The following is an 18,181-nucleotide window of genomic DNA, read 5'->3' on the forward strand; positions in this document are numbered from 1 at the left end:
GCCCGTCTCAGCGGCGCTCGCGGACGGCCGCCGCGATGCCGGCCGGTGTGGAGACGTCGAAGAACAGGTCGAAGTCGAGCTCCACCCCGAGCGCGGCGCGGATCCGCGCGGTGATCTGGATGATCGTCAGGGAGTGCCCGCCGAGCTCGAAGATGTCGTCGTCCGGGCCCAGTTCGGGCAGGGCGAGCACCTCCCGCCAGATCGCCAGGACGGTGGCGGCGACCTCGTCGGGCTGCTCGGCCGCGGCACCGGGGCGTGCCGGGGCCGCTGTGGCAGGCGTGGCAGGCGCTGCAGGCGGGGAGGCCGTGGCGGAGGCCACCGCGTCCGGCCGCGGCGGGGCGGGCAGCGCCCGGCGGTCCAGCTTGCCGTTCGGGGTGAGCGGCAGGCGGTCGAGGCGCAGGTACCGCCGCGGCACCATCACCGCGGGGAGGGTGCGCCGCAGGTGCTCCCGCAGCTCCGCGTCGGTGACCGGCTCGGCGTCGGTGACCGACTCCGCGTCGGGCACCGGCTCCGCACCGCCGGCCGGCCCCGCGCCGGGAGACGGGACGACGTACCCGACGAGTTCGGGCTCGCCCGGGGTCTCCTCGTGCACGGCGACGGCCGCCTCGGCGACGGCCGGGTGCGCCAGCAGAGCGGCCTCGACCTCGCCGGGTTCGATCCGGTGACCCCTGATCTTCACCTGCGCGTCGATCCGCCCGTGGAAGGTCAGTTCACCGTCCTCCGTCCAGGCGGCGAGGTCACCGGTGCGGTACATCCGGCCGCCGGCGAACGGGTCCTCGACGAAGCGTTCGGCGGTCAGCTCGGGGCGGCCACGGTAGCCCTGCGCGACGCCGTCGCCGCCGAGGTGGAGCTCGCCCGGCACCCCGACCGGCAGCGGGCGGCCGTCCGGGTCCAGCACGTAGGCGCGGGTGTTGGCGATCGGCCGGCCGATCGGCGCGGTGTCCGGGGCGGTCGGGATCGGCCGCCAGGTCGACCAGACGGTCGTCTCGGTGGGCCCGTAGACGTTGGTCAACTCATCGACTCTGGACCGTAGTTCACGGGCCAGCGGCAGGGGGAGCTGCTCGCCGCCGACCAGCGCCGTCAGCCCGGGCGGCAGCGGCCCGGCGGCGAGCAGCACCCGCCAGCCGGACGGGGTCGCCTGGACGTGGGTGACGCCCTCGCGCCGGACCAGGTCGAGCAGCCGCGGCCCGTCCGTCGCCGCGCCGTCCGGGGCCAGCACCAGCCGGCCGCCGGTGACCAGCGGCAGCAGGAGCTCCAGGCCGGAGATGTCGAAGGAGAGCGAGGTCAGCCCGAGCCACGCGTCGCGGTGCGAGGAGCCGAGCCGGTCGGCGAAGGAGGTCAGCAGGTTGACCAGCGCCCGGTGCCCGACCTCCACGCCCTTGGGCCGCCCGGTCGAGCCCGAGGTGTACAGCACGTAGGCGAGCGCGCTCGGCGAACCGGCCGCGGCGGGCGCCGGGGCGGCCGTGGGCGCGGCGCCGAGGCGCAGCACCGCCGGGGCGGCGGCCAGGACGGCGGGGGCGGGCTCCCGGTCCGCGAGCAGCAGGGTCGCGCCGGAGTCGGCCAGCAGGTGGGCCAGCCGCTCGGCGGGGTGGCCGGGGTCGAGCGGCAGGTAGGCCGCCCCGGCGGTGTGCACGGCGAGCAGCGCGGCCGGCAGGTCCGCGCTGCGCCCCAGGTGCAGGGCGACGAGGTCGCCCGGCCCGACGCCGGCGCCGCGCAGCGCGGCCGCCAGGCCGTCGACGCGGTCGAGCAGCTCCCGGTAGCTCAGCCGCACCGGTTCGGCGTCCGCGGCGGCACCCGCGTCCGCCGACGGGGAGCCGGCGGGGGCGACGACGGCAGGGGCTAAGAAGGCGGGCGCGACGACGGCGGGCGCGTCCGGCGTCCCGGCGGCACGCTCGCGCACCAGGTCCAGCACCGTGCGGTCGCGGGGGTAGTCGCGGGCGGTGTCGTTCCACTCGGCGGTGACCAGCCGGCGCTCGGCGCGACCCAGCAGGGCCAGGGAGCCCAACGGCGCGTCCGGCCGCTCGGTGGCGGCCGCCAGCAGCGTGCGGTAGTGGCCGGCGACGCGTCCGGCGGCGGCCGCGGACAGCACCGCGGGAGGGTACTGGAGGGAGAGCTCCAGCCCCTCGGCGGTGTCCACGGCCTGCAGGTGCAGCGTGTTGCGGGCGGCGCCGTTGAACACCGCCCGGTCCACCCGGGCGGTGCTCCCCGGGAACACCGGGTCGGCGACCGCGCTCCGCCGGTAGCCGAAGGACACCGGGCAGAGCCCGACCCGCGGCGTCAGACCGCCCACCGCCACGCCGAACGGCACCGTCCGGAAGGCGTACCCGGCGCGCACCTCGGCCCGTACCGCCCGGGCGTACCCGGCGAAGTCCGACGCGGCCGTCGCCCCGGCCGGAGCGTGCACCGGCAGCTCGTTGACGAACATCCCCAGCTCGCCGGCCTGCCCGGGCCCGCGGACGGAGAGCGGCACCGACACCGGGACGGCCTCGCCCCCGTAGCGCAGCAGGAGCCCGTGCAGGGCGGCGAGCAGGAACTCGAAGACGGTGACGCCACTGCACGCGGCCGCGTCGGCCAGCCGGGCCCGCTCCGGCGCGTCCAGCCGCCAGCCGACGGCCTCCCCCGGCCCGGCCGCCGTGACGGCGCGCGGCAGTCCGGGGAGCACCGGGTCGGTCGCGGCGGCCCAGCGCGGGCCGTACCAGTCGGCGGCGCGGCGCACCAGCTCCGGGGCGGGGGGCGGGGTCGGCACTGCAGGGGGCGAGGCCGCCAGGTGGGTCGGGCCCACCGGGTGGGCAGGGCCCGCCGGGTGGGCGGCGAGGAGGTCCGGCCGACCCGGGCGGTCCGGAGCGGATGCGGGTCCGCCCAGGGCCGCGGCGTAAGCCGCGGCGAGGTCGGCGACCAGGACGTCCTTGGACTCCCCGTCGAAGACGGCGTGGTGGACGACGATCAGCAGCTCCGCGCCGCCGCCCCCGCCGAGGTGGAGGGTGAAGCGCGCCGGCGGGCCGGTCCGGAGGTCGATCGGCCGGGCCGCGTCCTCGGCGAGCCGCTTCGCCAGGCCCTCCGGCCCGTCCCCGGAGGCGTCGACCACCTCCAGCAGCGGGGCCGGTCCGGGCTCCTGCAGGATCCGCCCGTCGCGCTCCACGAACACCCGGGACAAGGCGCTGTGACGCCCGGTCAGCTCGGCCACCGCCCGCCCGAGCGCGGCCGCGTCGACCCGGTCGAAGGAGATCCGGACCGGCATCAGGAACGCCCCGTGCACGGGCCCGAGCCGCTCGGTCAGCCAGACCCCCTGCTGGAAGGGCGACGCGGGCACGGCGGAGGACTCTGGCATCTGCGGCTCGATTCGACGGTCGGCGATCGGTGCGGGCACGCGACCGGGAGCCGAGGGTGTCGGCGCCGCGGGTTCGCTGGTGACGCGACCGTCTGGTGGTGTCCGGCCCGCCCCTGGCCGGCCGACCGGCCGCTCCGGCCGCGACCCTCCCGGCCCGCCCAGATCCCCCCTGCGCACAACCGAATCGGAGCCGATCTTCTCCCCCGCGGAAAGACCATGGTCCTGACCTGCCGAGAGGTTCGCAGAGAACCCACCCCCCGGTCAAGGGTTCGCGGTCCCTCCCACCAGGCGTCATGTACGCGTCCAACCGCCGGGAACTCGACCACCGGCGCGCTAGTTTGAACGTCCGTCACCGCACCGGCGGACTCCCCCGGGCGAGGCATCCGCCCCGCCCGGAGGCACACGGTACCCCGCGCCCGCGCGACTACCGCACCGGCGCCGGCCGCACGGGGTGCTTGCTCATGATGGACACCCGGTTGAAGGAGTTGATGGTGATCGCGACCCACACCGCGGCAGAGATCTCCTCGTCCGACAGCACCTCGCGCGCGGCGCGGTAGGCCTCCTCCTGGACACCCGCGTCCGCGGGGGTGGTGGTGGCCTCGGCCAGGCCGAGCACCGCGCGCTCCCGCGGCGTGAACAGCTCGGTGTCCCGCCAGGCCGGGAGCACGCCCAGCCGCTGGGTGGTCTCGCCGGCGGCCAGCGCGGCCCTGGTGTGCACGTTGAGGCAGTAGGCGCAGCCGTTGATCTGGGACACCCGCAGGTTGACCAGTTCCACCACGACGCGGTCGAGTCCGGCGTCGGCGGCGACCGCCCGCGCCGCCTCGGCGGCCGCCAGCAGTGCGCGATAGGCCTGCGGGCTCTGCTTGTCGATGAACACCCGCCGGTCAGCCGAGACCGTCGTCACTTCACTCACCTGAACTCCTCCACCGGATCGCTGTCGGTTGCCACCTTGCCATGACACTATAGTTGAAGATAAAACAATCTTGCCGAACGCCGCACGGGAGGAACCCTCACCCATGAGCACCGCCGAGACCGACGCCGCCACCGCACCGCACACCACCGTGGACGTCCTGCCCGCCCGCGACGTCCCCCTCGGCGGGCCCCGCGCCATGACCGTACGCCGCACCCTGCCCCAGCGCTCCCGCACCCTCATCGGCGCCTGGTGCTTCGTCGACCACTACGGGCCGGACGACGTCGCCCGCACCGGCGGCATGGACGTCGCCCCGCACCCGCACACCGGGCTGCAGACCGTCAGCTGGCTCTTCAGCGGCGAGATCGAGCACCGCGACAGCCTCGGCGTCCACGCCCTCGTCCGCCCCGGCGAGGTCAACCTCATGACCTCCGGACACGGCATCAGCCACTCCGAGGTCTCCACCCCCGCGACGACCGTCCTGCACGGCGTCCAGCTCTGGGTGGCCCTCCCCGAGCAGCACCGGCACACCGCCCGCGACTTCCACCACCACGCCCCGCTCCCCGTCGCCCTCGACGGCGGCCGGGCCCGGGTCTTCCTCGGCACCCTCGCCGGCGACACCTCCCCCGTCCCCACCTTCACCCCGCTGCTCGGCGCCGAGCTCACCCTCGACCCGCACGCCACCGTCACCCTCTCCGTCGACCCGGCCTTCGAACACGGCCTGCTCGTCGACCAGGGCGACGTCCGCCTCGCCGACACCCCGCTCCACCCCGGAGACCTCGGCTACCTCGCCCCCGGCTCCACCGCCCTGACCCTCACCAACACCTCCGAAACCCCCGCCCGCACCGTCCTCCTCGGCGGCACCCCCTTCGAGGAGGAGATCGTCATGTGGTGGAACTTCATCGGGCGCTCCCACGAGGACATCGTCCGGGCCCGCGAGGAGTGGCAGGCCGCCGGCGACCGCTACGGCGAGGTCCTGGGCTACCCCGGCGACCGCCTCCCCGCCCCCGAGCTCCCCGGCATCCCCCTCAAGCCCCGCGGCCGCACCCGCTGACCTGGTCTTTCGCGTGGCGGCTGGAAGGGTTGGCGGGGGGGTCGAGCCTGTGCCGTTGCTCCCCCGGCAGGGTGGTCGTTCAGGCCTCGGCGGGATCGATTGGGGGTGGTCGTCGGTTCTCGGGTGTGACCTTCTGTGGACGGCTTAGTCGGACCAATGCCGACTCGATGCCGACGTTGCTGATGGTCCGTCGGGTTGTCGGCGTGCTGGGTGGCCACTGGACCAATGGGGCGACATCGTGCGGGCGGTTGCCGGGAGCGAAGCCGCTGGCCACATAGCCTTTCGCCCTGCCGCCGCCTCGGTGGCACCGGGTTCGGGGACGAGGACAGGGGCGCAGGGTGAGTTCGTCGGGTGCGGCTGCATCGACGCGGCGGACCAGGTTCCGGGCATGGCTGCTGGAGGGCCTGTCCGACATGGCGAAGCAGTACCCGGGGCCGCACGCGGAGGCGCCGGTCGAGCACAAGGGCCAGCGCTGGTGGCGGGTGATGTGCCTGACCGGCCTGGACTACTTCTCCACCCTCGGCTACCAGCCCGGCATCGCCGCCCTCGCGGCCGGGCTGCTGTCGCCGGTGGCGACCGTCGTGCTGGTGATCGTGACACTGTTCGGTGCGCTGCCCGTGTACCGGCGGGTGGCGCGGGGAGAGCCCGCACGGCGAGGGCTCGATCGCGATGCTCGAGCGGCTGCTGTCGTTCTGGCAGGGGAAGCTGTTCGGCCTCGCGCTGCTCGGCTTCGCGGCGACCGATTTCATGATCACCATCACTCTGTCGGCGGCGGACGCGACCGCGCACCTGGTGGAGAACCCGAGTCTGCACAGTGCGCTGGCCGGCAAGCAGATGCTGATCACCCTGCTGCTGGTCGCGTTGCTCGGCGGGGTCTTCCTCAAGGGGTTCAGCGAGGCGATCGGCCTGGCGGTGTTCCTGGTCGGGGTCTACCTCGCGCTCAACACATCTACTTCGAGTGGACCGAGGGCGGTCCGGTCGGCCACTTCCTGCGCTTCTTCCTGTTCGGCCAGGGCGAGGTCGCCCCCGTCACCCGCGAGGTGCTGCGCAAGGCGGAGCCGGACCGCTCCCGGCGCCCGCGCGTCCACGTCGGGTAGGGCGGAGCATGGACGTGGAAGCGGAGAGAGGCGGCGGGACGGCGGTGACCGGCAAGCTGCGGGTGTTCCTGGGAGCGGCGCCGGGGGTCGGGAAGACGTACGCCATGCTCCGGGAGGGGCGGCGGCTCCGCGGTGAGGGGCTGGACGTGGTGGTCGGCCTGGTCGAGACGTACGGACGGCACGGGACGGAGAAGCAGCTGAGGGACCTGCCGGTGCTGCCCCGGCGGACGGTGTCGTACCGGGGCGTGAAGCTGACCGAGCTCGACCTGGACGCACTGCTGGCGCGCCGCCCGGCCCTCGCCCTGGTGGACGAGCTCGCGCACACCAACGTGTCCGGCGGGCGGAACACGAAGCGCTGGCAGGACGTGCGGGAACTGCTGGACGCCGGCATCGACGTGGCGACGACGCTCAACATCCAGCACCTGGAGAGCCTGAACGACGTCGTCGAGCAGATCACCGGCGTCGCCCAGCGGGAGACCATCCCCGACGAGGTGGTCCGCGCCGCCGACCGGATCGAGCTGGTGGACCTGAGCCCGGACGCGCTGCGGGCGCGGATGGCGCAGGGGGAGGTCTACCCGCCGGACCGGATCGACGTGGCGCTCGACCACTACTTCCGGGCCGGCAACCTCGGCGCGCTGCGAGAGCTGGCGCTGTTGTGGCTCGCGGACCGGGTGGAGGAGGAGCTGGCCGACTACCGGGCCCGGCACGGCATCCGGGCGCCCTGGGAGACCAAGGAACGGATCATGGTCGCCCTCGACGGCGCCCCGCAGGGCGAGCACCTGATCCGCCGGGGCGCCCGCACGGCGACCCGGGTGCACGGGGACCTCATCGGCGTGCACGTCCGCCTGGACGACGGCACGGTCGAGCGCGAGCCGCCGGACCTGGCGCCGCAGCGGGAGCTGCTCCGGGAGCTGCGCGGCACCTACGTGGAGGTCAGCGGCGGTGACGTGGCCCGGACGCTGGTGGACTTCGCCCGGTCGGAGAGCGCCACGCAGCTCCTGCTCGGGCCCACCAGCCGGAGCAGGCTGCGCGAGCTGGTCTCCGGTTCGGTGATCAACCGGGTCATCCGGCTGGCCGGCCCGATCGACGTGCGCGTGCTGCCGCCGCCGGAGCCGGGACTGCTGACGGTGCCGCCCGCACCCCGCAGGCGCCGCCCGGCGCTGGTCCCGGTCCGGCGGCGCCGACTGGCGTGGCTGCTCGGGCCGGCCGGGGCGGTCGTGCTGACCTGGGCGCTGTCGCCGCTGCGCGACTCGCTCGGCTTGTCCGGCGTGCTGCTGTGCCTGCTGCTGGTGGTGGCGGGGACGGCCCGGCTGGGCGGGCTGCTGCCCGCGGCGGGCAGCACGGCAGCGGGCGCACTCGCGGCGGACTACTTCTTCACCACGCCCTGGTACAGCCTGACGGTGGAGCAGGGCGCTGACATCGCGGCGCTGCTGGTCTTCCTCGCGGTGGCGGGGGTGATCTCCCATCTGATCGACGGTCTGACGCGTCGCTCGCAGCAGGCGGACCGGGCGCGCGCGGAAGCGGCCGTCCTCACCAGGCTGGCGGGCGAGACGGTGGAATCGGGGGCACGGGCGTCGTCCGACCTGGTGGCGGAGCTGCGGCAGGTCTTCGGGCTGGACGCGGCCGCCGTACTCGTTCGTACGGGCGCGCTCTGGCAACCGGCGGCTTCCGCCGGGGCGGAGGTGCCGCTGCTGCCCGACGAGGCGTCGTTCTCCGTCGACCTGGGAGACGAGGCGGTCCTGGTCCTGCGGGGCACGCCGCTCACCGAGGAGGACACCCGGTTGCTCGGTCCGTACGTCACCCAGCTGAAGCTGGCCCGGGAACGGGAACGGCTGGTCGCGCAGGCGTCGGCGGCCGACGTGCTCGCGCGCGCCGACGCACTGCACACGGCGTTGCTGGAGGCCGTCGGACGCGACCTGCGCGCGCCGCTGGCGGCGGTGCGTCGGGAGGCCGAGCAGATGCCGGACCCGGGCGGGCGGCGAGTCGGCGCCGAGGCGGAACGGATGGAACGGTTGATCGTCGACCTGCTGGACCTGAGCCGGCTGCGGGCCGGGGTGGTGCCGGTGGTTTTGCGGCCGACGGCGGTAGCCGAGGTGGTGCGGGCCGCTGTCGAGGGGTTGCCCGGCACGCGGGTCGACCTGGATCCGGAGCTGCCGCGGGTGCTCGCCGATCCGGGGCTCCTGGAGCGGGCGTTCGTGGCCCTCCTGGATCCGGGGGCGGCGGAAGCCGGGCCGGTGGTGGTCGACGCCGGCCTGGTGGCCGGGCGGGTGGACGTCCTGGTCACCGTCCACGGCGGCGAGGCCGTCGGTCGGGAGGGAGCGGGGCCTGCGGTGGCACGGGGCTTCGTGGAGGCGATGAACGGCGAGCTGGCCGTCGAGGAGGCACCGGGCGGCGGCACCGCCTACGTGATCAGCCTGGTCCGCGCGGTGGCCTGATCCGATGGCGCGGACCGGTCGGCGATCCGGGGCGTCAAGATCGCGTTGTGAATCCGGGCGTCGGCGTAAGGATCTCGTCAACGCGGGGCGAAGGGCCGTGGGCCCATGGGTTTGCTGGCCTCGAACGAACTCGCGGCGAAGCTGGGACAGGACGATGCGCATGTACTCCGCCCGCCCCGGCGGCCGTCGCTACCACCCCGTGCTCGACCGCCTGCCGGCCGCGGTGTCGGGCTCGGTGGCCCTGGTCGCCGGGGGCGCACTTGCACTCGGCCTCGGCCGGCTGGGCGGGCTCCACGCCGGCTTGTTCCCGTACATCGCGTACATCGGACTGGCCGCACTGGCCGGAGCCCTCTCCCGGCCCCTGGCCGCGCCACTTGTCGGCCTGGCCGCCTGGCTGTGCTGCAACGCCTTCGTCGAGCACCGCCATGCCGAGCTCGGCTGGTCCGGCGTGGAGATCGAGAGCGAGCACTTCGTCCTCTTCACTGCCGCTGCCTTGCTGCTCTCCCTGCCCGCTGCGTTGCCGCGCCGGGCGATCCGCGTCGAGCGCCTTTCGGCGGGCGACGGGGCCGGGCGTCGCGTTGGTTGATGCCCGCCCGCCGCCTCGGTGTCGTTCCGGAGGCGGCGGGCGGGTCTGCTATCCGAGGCCGGGGACGAACTGGATGAGCAGGTCGATGGCCTTGATGCCGAGGAAGGGCAGGATGAGCCCGCCGAGGCCGTAGACGCGCAGGTTGCGGCGCAGGAGGTCGGTGGCGGAGGCGGGCTGGTAGCGGACACCGCGCAGGGCGAGCGGGATCAGGGCGACGATGATCAGGGCGTTGAAGATGATCGCGGAGGCGATGGCCGAGGTGGGGCTGTGCAGTTCCATGATGTTGAGGTGGTGCAGTCCGGGGTAGGCGTTCGCGAACATCGCGGGGATGATGGCGAAGAACTTGGCGACGTCGTTGGTGATCGAGAAGGTGGTCAACGCTCCGCGGGTGATGAGGAGCTGTTTGCCGACCCGGATGATGTCGATCAGTTTGGCGGGGTTGGAGTCGAGGTCGACCATGTTGCCGGCCTCCTTGGCGGCGGGGGTGCCGGAGTTCATGGCGACGCCGACGTCGGCCTGGGCGAGGGCGGGGGCGTCGTTGGTGCCGTCGCCGGTCATCGCGACCATGTTGCCGGCGGCCTGCTCGCGGCGCAGGTGGGCGAGCTTGTCCTCTGGGGTGGCTTCGGCGAGGTAGTCGTCGACGCCGGCTTCGGTGGCGATGGCCTTGGCGGTGAGCGGGTTGTCGCCGGTCACCATCACCGTGCGGATGCCCATGCGGCGCAGTTCGGCGAAGCGTTCGGCGATGCCCTCCTTGACCACGTCCTTGAGCTCGACGACGCCGAGTGCGCGGGCGCCGTGCCGGTCGTGGACGGCGACCAGCAGCGGGGTGCCGCCGGCTTCGGCGATGCGGTCGACCAGCGGCTTGGCCTCGATCGGGAGCCGTCCGCCGGAGTCCACCACCCAGCGGGCGACGGCGCTCGCGGCGCCCTTGCGGATCAGGCAGGTGCTGCCGTCGGGCCAGGCGAGGTCGACGCCGCTCATCCGGCTGTGCGCGGTGAACGGGACGGGCTGCTGCTCGCCGAGTTCACCTGGGGAGCGGGGCGGCACCCAGTACTGCCGGTTGGTCAGCTCTACGAGTGAGCGCCCTTCCGGGGTCTCGTCCGCGACGGAGGCCAACTGGGCGGCCTCGGCGAGCTGTTCGGTGGTCGCGCCGGGCAGCGGGTGCAGGGCGACGGCCCGGCGGTTGCCGTGGGTGATGGTGCCGGTCTTGTCGAGCAGCAGCACGTCGACGTCCCCGGCGGCCTCCACCGCGCGGCCGGAGAGGGCGACCACGTTGCGCTGCACCAGGCGGTCCATCCCGGCGATGCCGATCGCGGAGAGCAGAGCGCCGATCGTGGTCGGGATCAGCGCGACCATCAACGCGACCAGCACGATGGTGGTCTGGGGCGCGTTCGCGTAGATGGCCATCGGCTGGAGCGAGACCACGGACAGCAGGAAGACGATGGTGAGCGAGGCGAGCAGGATGTTGAGCGCGATCTCGTTCGGGGTCTTCTGCCGGTTCGCGCCCTCGACCAGGGCGATCATCCGGTCGACGAAGCTCTGCCCGGGCCGGGAGGTGACCCGGACGACGAGGTGGTCCGAGAGCACCTTCGTGCCGCCGGTGACGCCGGTGCGGTCGCCGCCGGACTCCCGGATGACAGGTGCGGACTCCCCGGTGATCGCCGACTCGTCGACGGTGGCGACCCCCTCGACCACCTCGCCGTCCTGCGGGATCACTTCACCGGCGGATACGAGGACGATGTCGTGCAGCAGCAACTGTTCGGCGGGGATGACCTCGTGGCGGTGGTCGCGGGTGCCGACCCACCAATGCAGCAGCCGCCGGGCCGTCGTCCCGGCCTGCGCTCGGCGCAGTGAGTCGGCCTGGGCCTTGCCGCGTGCCTCGGCGACGGCCTCGGCGAGGTTGGCGAACAGCACGGTCAGCCAGAGCCAGAAGCTGATGACCCAGGCGAACACGCTGGGGTGGATGACAGCGCTGATGGTGGTGAGGGCGGAGCCGGTCTCGACCACCAGCATCACCGGGTTGCGCATCATCATGCGCGGGTGGAGCTTGCGGGCGGCGGCGGGCAGGGCCTCGGACAGCTGCCGTCGGGTGATGAGCCGACGGCGCCCCTTCGGGCCGGTGGGCCGGTGGCTTGCGTGCTGCGGCGGCTCCTCGGGTACGGGGTCCGGGCGGCGGAACCAGTTCTGCTGGTCGGGGGTGGTGTCCGGTGGGGTGAGGGCCGAACGGCGCATCGTCTCGGGGACCTTCCGGGCCGCCCGGGAGAGGGGCGGCGGTTCGGGGAACGACGGGGGAACGCCGGACAGCGAAGCACCGGATCTTCACACGACATGCCCGCCTTGACGGCGACTTGGCGTGCGGCGCCGCTTCCTTGACAGCTCCCTGACGTCCCATCGGGCACGTGTTCGTCAATGAGTGGCGGCCGGGCCGGCCCAGTACACCACCTCCTGTCGCACGGGCCGGAAGCCCGCAGCTCCGGCGAGGGCCCGGCTGGCGTGGTTGCTCCGCGGCGCCGACCAGGTCGGAACGAGGCCCTGGGCGCGGGCGGCGGTCGTGGCGGCACGGACGCAGGCGAGTGCGAGGTCGAGCCGTTGGAACGCCGGGTCGGTCGCCACCGCGATGTCCAGGTGGTTCCGTCCGGCGAGGTAGCCGCAGGCAAGCGAGGCCAGGTACGGCCCGAGGAACGCACCCCAGGCGAAGCCGCTCGCCGCGAGCGCGCGATGGCCGCCCCAGGTCTCGGCGACCCAGTGCGGGAGGCCCGGGCGGTTTGCGGAGGAGGCGCGGCGGGCGAACCGGTCGAGGTGGGTTTCGTCGGCGGCGTGCAGCGGGCGTACCCAGGCCGCGGTGTGGCGGGAGACCGGCCGAGCCTGCTCCGAGTGGATGTGCAGCACGCGGATCCACGGGGTGATGTGACTGAAGGTGCGCCCCAGCAGGGGAAGGAAGCGGTCCGGGGCGTGGAACTGCCCGCGCCCGTAACGGGCGAGGACGCCCGGGTCCAGATGTTCGGGATCTCCGTGCAGCAGCCGTTCCGGCCCGCAGTGCACCAGTAGTGCCCGGACGGTGTCGGGGTCGTCCGCCCACCAGCCGCCGTGGGCACTCCGTCCGACGTGGGCGGGCAGGACACTCGCGCCGGGCTGTTCGGGGGTGAACCAGTCGGTGATCGGCGGAACGGTGACGGACATCCGTCCAGTACGGCAGACCGCAGCCGACAGGTGTCGACTCGTTGACGAAAGCCTGGCAGCGACAGGGATCTTGCTGACGGAACCTTGGCGATTCCCGAAACCCGGCGGTAGTCGGGACATGGGCGTCAGCGATGCGTCGACCGCGCGTCAGGGCTTCGTCAGGGAGGGTGAACGGGCTTGCCCCCGGTATCGGGGCAGTCTTTGATGGGGGACATGCACCGCTCGACACGCCACCACGACCGCCCGCCGCATAGTCGGCCGCGGATCGTCGCTGTCGCGGTCGCCGTCCGGTAGGACCGGGCCGCTACCCCGCTCGCCGCCGGCCGCCGGCACGGGCCGGGTTCCGTTCGTCCGGCCCGTGCCGATCACCGCAGTCCGTCCCCTGCCCTGACCGGCTCCGGGGGCCAGGGGACGGACGAGCCTTCCCTCGCAACTCACCCTTCTCGCACCGACGGCCCCGGTTGGCGCACGGCTTCGCGCCGCGTTGCTCCCGCACCCCGCCGATGCCTTTCCACCCTTGGATGGGTCATGTCCGACGCTGTTCTGTCCGCCCGCACCGCCCTCGTCACCGGCGCCTCGTCGGGGATCGGCTGGGAGACCGCCCGGCTGCTCGCCGGGCACGGTGCGACCGTGCTCGTGCACGCCCGCACCGCCGCCGAGGCGGAGGATGCCGTGGAGCGCCTGGTCGCCGCAGGAGCCCGCCGGGATCAACTCGTCGAGCTGGCAGCCGACTTCACCAAGCTGTCCGAGGTCGCCGTGCTGGCCGGCACGGTCGTCAAGCACTACCCGGCGCTGGACCTGCTGGTGAACAACGCCGCCGCGGTGGCGCCAGAGCGCTGCACCCTCACCGACGACGGCAACGAGGTCTCGCTGCAGGTCAACTTCCTGGCCGCGCACCTGCTGGCGAAGCTGCTGCGTGCCCCGCTGTCGGCGGCAGGCGACGCCCGGATCGTCAACGTCTCCTCCTCCCTGCACCGCACCGCCTCGATGAACTGGTCGGATCCGCACCGGGTGAAGAAGTACTCGCGGGTCGCCGCGTACGCGCAGTCGCAGCTCGCACTGACCATGGCGACCGCAGACATGGCCCCGGCCGGCTCCGGCATCACCGCCGTCAGCGTCAACCCGGGTCTGTGCGACACCGCGCTGCTGCCGCTGTACGGACGGGTCGGCGCGCCCGCGGCGGAGGGCGCGACGGCAGTGGTGCGGCTCTGCCTGCCGGAGACGGTCGTCGCGAACGGCGCCTACTTCGACGGCGGCGTCATCGCACCGACCGCGGCCGTCGCCCAGGAGGAGCGCTCGCTGAAGCGGCTGGCCAAGCTCGCCGACCAGCTGGTCGGCCAGGCCGTCTGAACCTCCCCAACCCACGTACCGAGAGAAAGAGCACGATGTCCAAGCGCGCCCGCAAGAAGAAGGCCCGTCGCAAGAAGAAGGCGAACCACGGCCGCAAGCCCGGGCAGTAACCCGACAGACCCACCCGGTGCCGCGTGCAACCGGCACCGGGTGCACCCCTTCGGCCCCTGAGGCCCGCCGTCCGGCTGTGCGGACCGGCGGCGCCTCAGGGGCCGAGTCGTTGCACGGGGCGTCAAGATCGCATCAAGGTCGACGCTGCCGACATCAAGGGTGGAAGGCCGCGCTGAACGGCTTCGGCGCGCTGCTCACCGGTGTGGCCGCGCTGGTCGTGGCAGCCGGGCGTCCCGCTGGTGGAGATCCCGGACGAGCACCGGCGCCTGGGAAGGCCCATCGCCGACTTCGTCGACGAGCTCGGGTCGGAGCACGCCTACGACCGGCTGACCGTGCTGATCCCGGAGGTGGAGCCCGCCCGCTGGTGGCAGCGGGCGCTGCAGAACCGGCGGAGCGCCGTGATCGACCGCGCACTGCGCCGGCACACCGGCGCGGTGGTCTGCCGGCTGCGGATGCGGATGTGAGCAGGTGAGAGCTGCGCCGGCAGGCCTCATCGAAACGTTCAGGACAATCCGCGGTCTCGGATGAATGACGCCGCTATAAGGGCCGCGTCAATGTTTCCGGATCACCCGTATGGACGGCATCAGGGACGCGCTGCGCGCCCCCGGGGGCTGGTTGGCTGCTCCCGCCGGTCTTCCGCCGGTGCCGTGAGGGCCCTCAGGCCTGTTCACGGGTACGTCCCCTCAGCCACCCAGGTGGAGCCATGTCCGATCTCATCTACGTCGGTGTCACGGTCGCCGTGTTCGCCGTCATCGCCCTGATCGCGCGGGGGGTGGAGAAGCTGTGAGCGCCGAGAACATCGCAGGTCTCATCGTCGCCGTCGCGCTCGTCGGCTATCTCATCCTCGCGCTGGTCTACCCGGAGAAGTTCTGACATGAGCTCCACTCTCGCGGGCTGGATGCAGGCCCTCGCCCTCGTCGGCGCGCTGGTCCTGTGCTACCGGCCCCTTGGCGACTACATCGCCAGGATCCTCACCACCTCGAAGCACCTCAGAGTCGAGCGCGGCATCTACAAGGTGATCGGTGTCGACGGCGACGCCGATCAGCGCTGGCCGGTGTACCTGCGCTCGGTGCTGGCCTTCTCGGCCGTCTCCGTCCTTTTCCTGTACGGGCTGATCCGCCTGCAGGGCCACCTGCTGCTGAGCCTGGGCGTCCAGCAGATGGAGGGCCACCAGGCCTGGAACACCGCGATCTCGTTCGTCACCAACACCAACTGGCAGTCCTACAGCGGTGAGTCCGCGATGGGCCACCTGGTGCAGATGGCCGGCCTGGCGGTGCAGAACTTCGTGTCCGCGGCCGTGGGCATCGCCATCGTGGCCGCGCTGATCCGGGGCTTCACGCGCAACCGGACGGACCGGCTGGGCAACTTCTGGGTGGACCTGGTCCGGATCAACCTGCGGCTGCTGTTGCCGATCGCGTTCGTCTTCGCGCTCGTCCTGGTGGCGAACGGTGTGGTCCAGAACTTCCACGGCTTCCACGAGGTGACCAACCTCGCGGGTGACGTGCAGAAGATCCCGGGCGGCCCGGTGGCCTCGCAGGAAGTCATCAAGGAGCTGGGCACCAACGGCGGCGGCTTCTTCAACGCCAACTCGGCGCACCCGTTCGAGAACCCGACCGGGTTCACGAACTGGCTGGAGATCTTCCTGATCCTGCTGATTCCGTTCGCGCTGCCGCGGACCTTCGGCAAGATGGTCGGCGACAACCGCCAGGGCTACGCGATCGCCGCGGTGATGGGGATCTTCTGGGTGGCTTCGGCGGCCCTGATCACCTTCGCGGAGTCGCAGCACTCCGGTACCGCCCTGCAGGCGGCCGGTGCCGCGATGGAGGGCAAGGAGCAGCGGTTCGGCATCGCGGCCTCGGGCCTGTTCGCGGCGTCGACGACGTTGACCTCGACCGGCGCGGTGAACTCCTTCCACGACTCGTACACACCGTTCGGCGGCGGGATCACGATCTTCAACATGATGCTGGGCGAGATCGCGCCCGGCGGTGTGGGTTCCGGTCTGTACGGGATGCTGATCCTGGCGATCGTCGCGGTGTTCGTGGCCGGTCTGATGGTCGGGCGCACCCCGGAGTACCTGGGCAAGAAGCTCGGCGGCCGGGAGATGAAGTTCGCCTCGCTGTACATCCTCACCACGCCGACGATCGTGCTGGTCGGTACGGGTGTGGCGATGGCGCTGCCGGGTGAGCGGGGAGGGATGCTCAACTCGGGCGCCCATGGCTTCTCCGAGGTGCTGTACGCGTTCACCTCGGCCGCGAACAACAACGGCTCGGCGTTCGGCGGCATCACCGTCAACACCGACTGGTACGACACCGCGCTCGGCCTGTGCATGGTGTTCGGCCGGTTCCTGCCGATGGTGTTCGTGCTGGCGCTGGCGGGCTCGCTCGCCCGGCAGCAGCCGGTGCCGGCCACCCCGGGCACCCTGCCCACCCACAAGCCGCTGTTCGTGGGCCTGCTGTCGGGCGTCGTCCTGATCGTCGTCGGCCTCACCTACTTCCCGGCCCTGGCTCTCGGGCCGATCGCGGAAGGTCTCTCCTCCTGATGTCCACCCCCACGTTTACTCCCTCTCCCTCGTCTTCTCCCTCCCCGGGCGGCAAGACCGACGGTGCGGCGCCCCACAGAGTCTCCAGTGGGCTGCTGGACCCGAAACTCCTCCTCTCCTCGCTGCCGGACGCGGTGAAGAAGCTCGACCCCCGGGTGATGGTCAAGAACCCGGTGATGTTCGTGGTCGAGGTCGGCTCGGTGGTCACCACTGTCTCCGCGATCGCCAGCCCGTCCGTGTTCGCCTGGGCCATCACCGTGTGGCTCTGGCTGACCACGGTCTTCGCCAACCTGGCCGAGGCCGTCGCCGAGGGCCGCGGCAAGGCCCAGGCCGACACCCTGCGCAAGACCAAGACCGAAACCAAGGCTCGTCGCCTGCTGGACTGGCCCAAGAGCCAGGCCGAGGAGGAGGTGCCCGGGACCGCACTCAGGCTCGGCGACCACGTCGTCGTGGAGGCCGGGCAGATCATCCCCGGTGACGGCGACGTCGTCGAGGGCGTCGCGTCCGTCGACGAGTCGGCGATCACCGGCGAGTCCGCGCCGGTGATCCGCGAGTCCGGCGGCGACCGCAGCGCGGTCACCGGCGGCACCAAGGTGCTGTCGGACCGCATCGTGGTGAAGATCGCCTCAGAGCCCGGCAAGTCCTTCATCGACCGGATGATCGCCCTGGTCGAGGGCGCCGCCCGGCAGAAGACGCCCAACGAGATCGCGCTGAACATCCTGCTGGCCTCGCTGACCATCGTCTTCCTGGTCGCCGTGGTCACCCTGCAGCCGATGGCCACCTATGCCGGCGCCCCGCAGTCGATGATCGTCCTGGTCGCCCTGATCGTGGCGCTGATCCCGACCACCATCGGCGCGCTGCTCTCCGCGATCGGTATCGCCGGCATGGACCGCCTGGTGCAGCGCAACGTGCTGGCAATGTCGGGGCGCGCGGTCGAAGCCGCTGGCGACGTCAACACCCTGCTGCTGGACAAGACCGGCACCATCACCCTGGGCAACCGCCAGGCCGCCGAGTTCCAGCCGGCCGAGGGCGTGACCGTCGGGGAACTCGCGAGTGCCGCGCAGCTGTCCTCGCTGGCGGACGAGACGCCGGAGGGCCGCTCGATCGTGGTCCTCGCGAAGACCGAATACGGTCTGCGGGCCCGTGCCCAGGGCGAGTTGACGCACGCCACCTGGGTGCCGTTCACCGCCCAGACCCGGATGTCGGGTGTCGACCTGGACGAGAGCGACGGCGTTCACTCCGTGCGCAAGGGCGCGGCGGGTTCGGTCACCAACTGGGTCACCGAGAACGGCGGCACGGTCGGCAAGGACATCGCCGAGCTCGTCGACGGCATCTCCGCCGCGGGTGGCACCCCGCTGCTCGTCGCGTCCCGGATCGGCAGTGCGGCCCCGAAGGCCCTCGGCGTGATCTACCTCAAGGACGTGGTCAAGGAGGGCATGCGGGAGCGCTTCGACGAGCTGCGCCGGATGGGCATCAAGACCGTCATGATCACCGGGGACAACCCGCTGACCGCCAAGGCGATCGCGGAGGAGGCGGGCGTGGACGACTTCCTCGCCGAGGCCACCCCCGAGGACAAGATGGCCCTGATCAA

The 18,181-nt window shown here is 72.7% G+C and carries 12 protein-coding genes and 1 pseudogene; 9 read left to right on the forward strand and 4 right to left on the reverse strand.

Annotated features, from left to right (window positions below; all coding sequences use genetic code 11):
* Positions 1 to 7: 7 nt before the first annotated feature.
* Both AB0N04_RS35665 and AB0N04_RS35670 read right to left on the reverse strand, forming a co-directional pair.
* The gene (locus AB0N04_RS35665) at positions 8 to 3,328 is read right to left on the reverse strand and encodes an amino acid adenylation domain-containing protein (RefSeq protein ID WP_360219055.1); all 3,321 of its coding nucleotides are present in this window, start codon (positions 3,326 to 3,328) and stop codon (positions 8 to 10) included.
* Between the two features lie 424 nt (positions 3,329 to 3,752).
* Positions 3,753 to 4,241: a carboxymuconolactone decarboxylase family protein gene (locus AB0N04_RS35670; protein WP_360219057.1), complete on the reverse strand. Its 489-nt coding sequence runs from the start codon at positions 4,239 to 4,241 to the stop codon at positions 3,753 to 3,755.
* Positions 4,242 to 4,344: 103 nt separating this feature from the next.
* Here AB0N04_RS35670 and AB0N04_RS35675 point away from each other — a divergent pair, with 103 nt between their 5' ends.
* The 4 genes and pseudogenes from AB0N04_RS35675 (at position 4,345) to AB0N04_RS35690 (ending at position 9,410) form a co-directional block, all read left to right on the forward strand.
* Positions 4,345 to 5,292 (forward strand): pirin family protein, encoded by a 948-nt coding sequence (locus AB0N04_RS35675; protein WP_360219060.1) that lies wholly within the window; start codon positions 4,345 to 4,347, stop codon positions 5,290 to 5,292.
* A gap of 413 nt (positions 5,293 to 5,705) precedes the next feature.
* Positions 5,706 to 6,237, forward strand: a pseudogene (locus AB0N04_RS35680) (amino acid transporter); the annotation flags it as partial.
* Positions 6,238 to 6,403: 166 nt separating this feature from the next.
* On the forward strand, positions 6,404 to 8,824 hold the full coding sequence (locus AB0N04_RS35685; RefSeq protein WP_360219063.1) for a DUF4118 domain-containing protein: 2,421 nt from the start codon (positions 6,404 to 6,406) through the stop codon (positions 8,822 to 8,824).
* 154 nt (positions 8,825 to 8,978) lie between these two features.
* A complete protein-coding gene (locus AB0N04_RS35690) occupies positions 8,979 to 9,410 on the forward strand; it encodes a hypothetical protein (RefSeq protein WP_360219066.1) in 432 nt (143 codons plus the stop codon).
* A 48-nt stretch (positions 9,411 to 9,458) separates the two neighbouring features.
* On the opposite strand, the gene kdpB (AB0N04_RS35695) is transcribed toward AB0N04_RS35690, so the two are convergent.
* Positions 9,459 to 11,642 (reverse strand): potassium-transporting ATPase subunit KdpB, encoded by a 2,184-nt coding sequence (kdpB, locus tag AB0N04_RS35695; RefSeq protein WP_360219069.1) that lies wholly within the window; start codon positions 11,640 to 11,642, stop codon positions 9,459 to 9,461.
* A 174-nt stretch (positions 11,643 to 11,816) separates the two neighbouring features.
* Entirely contained in the window at positions 11,817 to 12,590 is a 774-nt protein-coding gene (locus AB0N04_RS35700) for a GNAT family N-acetyltransferase (RefSeq protein ID WP_360219072.1), read from the reverse strand.
* Between the two features lie 528 nt (positions 12,591 to 13,118).
* On the opposite strand from AB0N04_RS35700, the gene AB0N04_RS35705 reads away from it, so the two are divergent.
* The 5 genes from AB0N04_RS35705 to kdpB (AB0N04_RS35725) form a co-directional block, all read left to right on the forward strand.
* Positions 13,119 to 13,940, forward strand: coding sequence for an SDR family NAD(P)-dependent oxidoreductase (locus tag AB0N04_RS35705; RefSeq protein WP_360219075.1), 822 nt, complete (start codon positions 13,119 to 13,121; stop codon positions 13,938 to 13,940).
* A 350-nt stretch (positions 13,941 to 14,290) separates the two neighbouring features.
* The gene (locus AB0N04_RS35710; protein ID WP_360219078.1) at positions 14,291 to 14,515 is read left to right on the forward strand and encodes a hypothetical protein; all 225 of its coding nucleotides are present in this window, start codon (positions 14,291 to 14,293) and stop codon (positions 14,513 to 14,515) included.
* A gap of 319 nt (positions 14,516 to 14,834) precedes the next feature.
* Positions 14,835 to 14,924 carry a K(+)-transporting ATPase subunit F gene (gene kdpF / locus AB0N04_RS35715; RefSeq protein WP_360219081.1) on the forward strand — a complete coding sequence of 30 codons (90 nt, stop codon included), beginning with the start codon at positions 14,835 to 14,837 and terminating at the stop codon, positions 14,922 to 14,924.
* A 1-nt stretch (position 14,925) separates the two neighbouring features.
* Positions 14,926 to 16,590: a potassium-transporting ATPase subunit KdpA gene (kdpA, locus tag AB0N04_RS35720; protein ID WP_360219084.1), complete on the forward strand. Its 1,665-nt coding sequence runs from the start codon at positions 14,926 to 14,928 to the stop codon at positions 16,588 to 16,590.
* The coding region (kdpB, locus tag AB0N04_RS35725) for a potassium-transporting ATPase subunit KdpB (protein ID WP_360219087.1) at positions 16,590 to 18,181 on the forward strand (1,592 nt) is incomplete at its 3' end. The genes kdpA and kdpB (AB0N04_RS35725), both read left to right, overlap by 1 nt.

The sequence above is a fragment of the Kitasatospora sp. NPDC051702 genome (assembly GCF_040681575.1).
Taxonomy (GTDB): Bacteria; Actinomycetota; Actinomycetes; order Streptomycetales; family Streptomycetaceae; genus Kitasatospora.

Coding starts and splice junctions, on each gene's coding strand:
- AB0N04_RS35665 (WP_360219055.1), bottom strand. CDS start 3,328: ATGCCAGAGTCCTCCGCCGTGCCCGCGTCGCCCTTCCAGCAGGGGGTC.
- AB0N04_RS35675 (WP_360219060.1), top strand. CDS start 4,345: ATGAGCACCGCCGAGACCGACGCCGCCACCGCACCGCACACCACCGTG.
- AB0N04_RS35690 (WP_360219066.1), top strand. CDS start 8,979: ATGCGCATGTACTCCGCCCGCCCCGGCGGCCGTCGCTACCACCCCGTG.
- kdpB (WP_360219069.1), bottom strand. CDS start 11,642: ATGCGCCGTTCGGCCCTCACCCCACCGGACACCACCCCCGACCAGCAG.
- AB0N04_RS35700 (WP_360219072.1), bottom strand. CDS start 12,590: ATGTCCGTCACCGTTCCGCCGATCACCGACTGGTTCACCCCCGAACAG.
- AB0N04_RS35705 (WP_360219075.1), top strand. CDS start 13,119: ATGTCCGACGCTGTTCTGTCCGCCCGCACCGCCCTCGTCACCGGCGCC.
- kdpA (WP_360219084.1), top strand. CDS start 14,926: ATGAGCTCCACTCTCGCGGGCTGGATGCAGGCCCTCGCCCTCGTCGGC.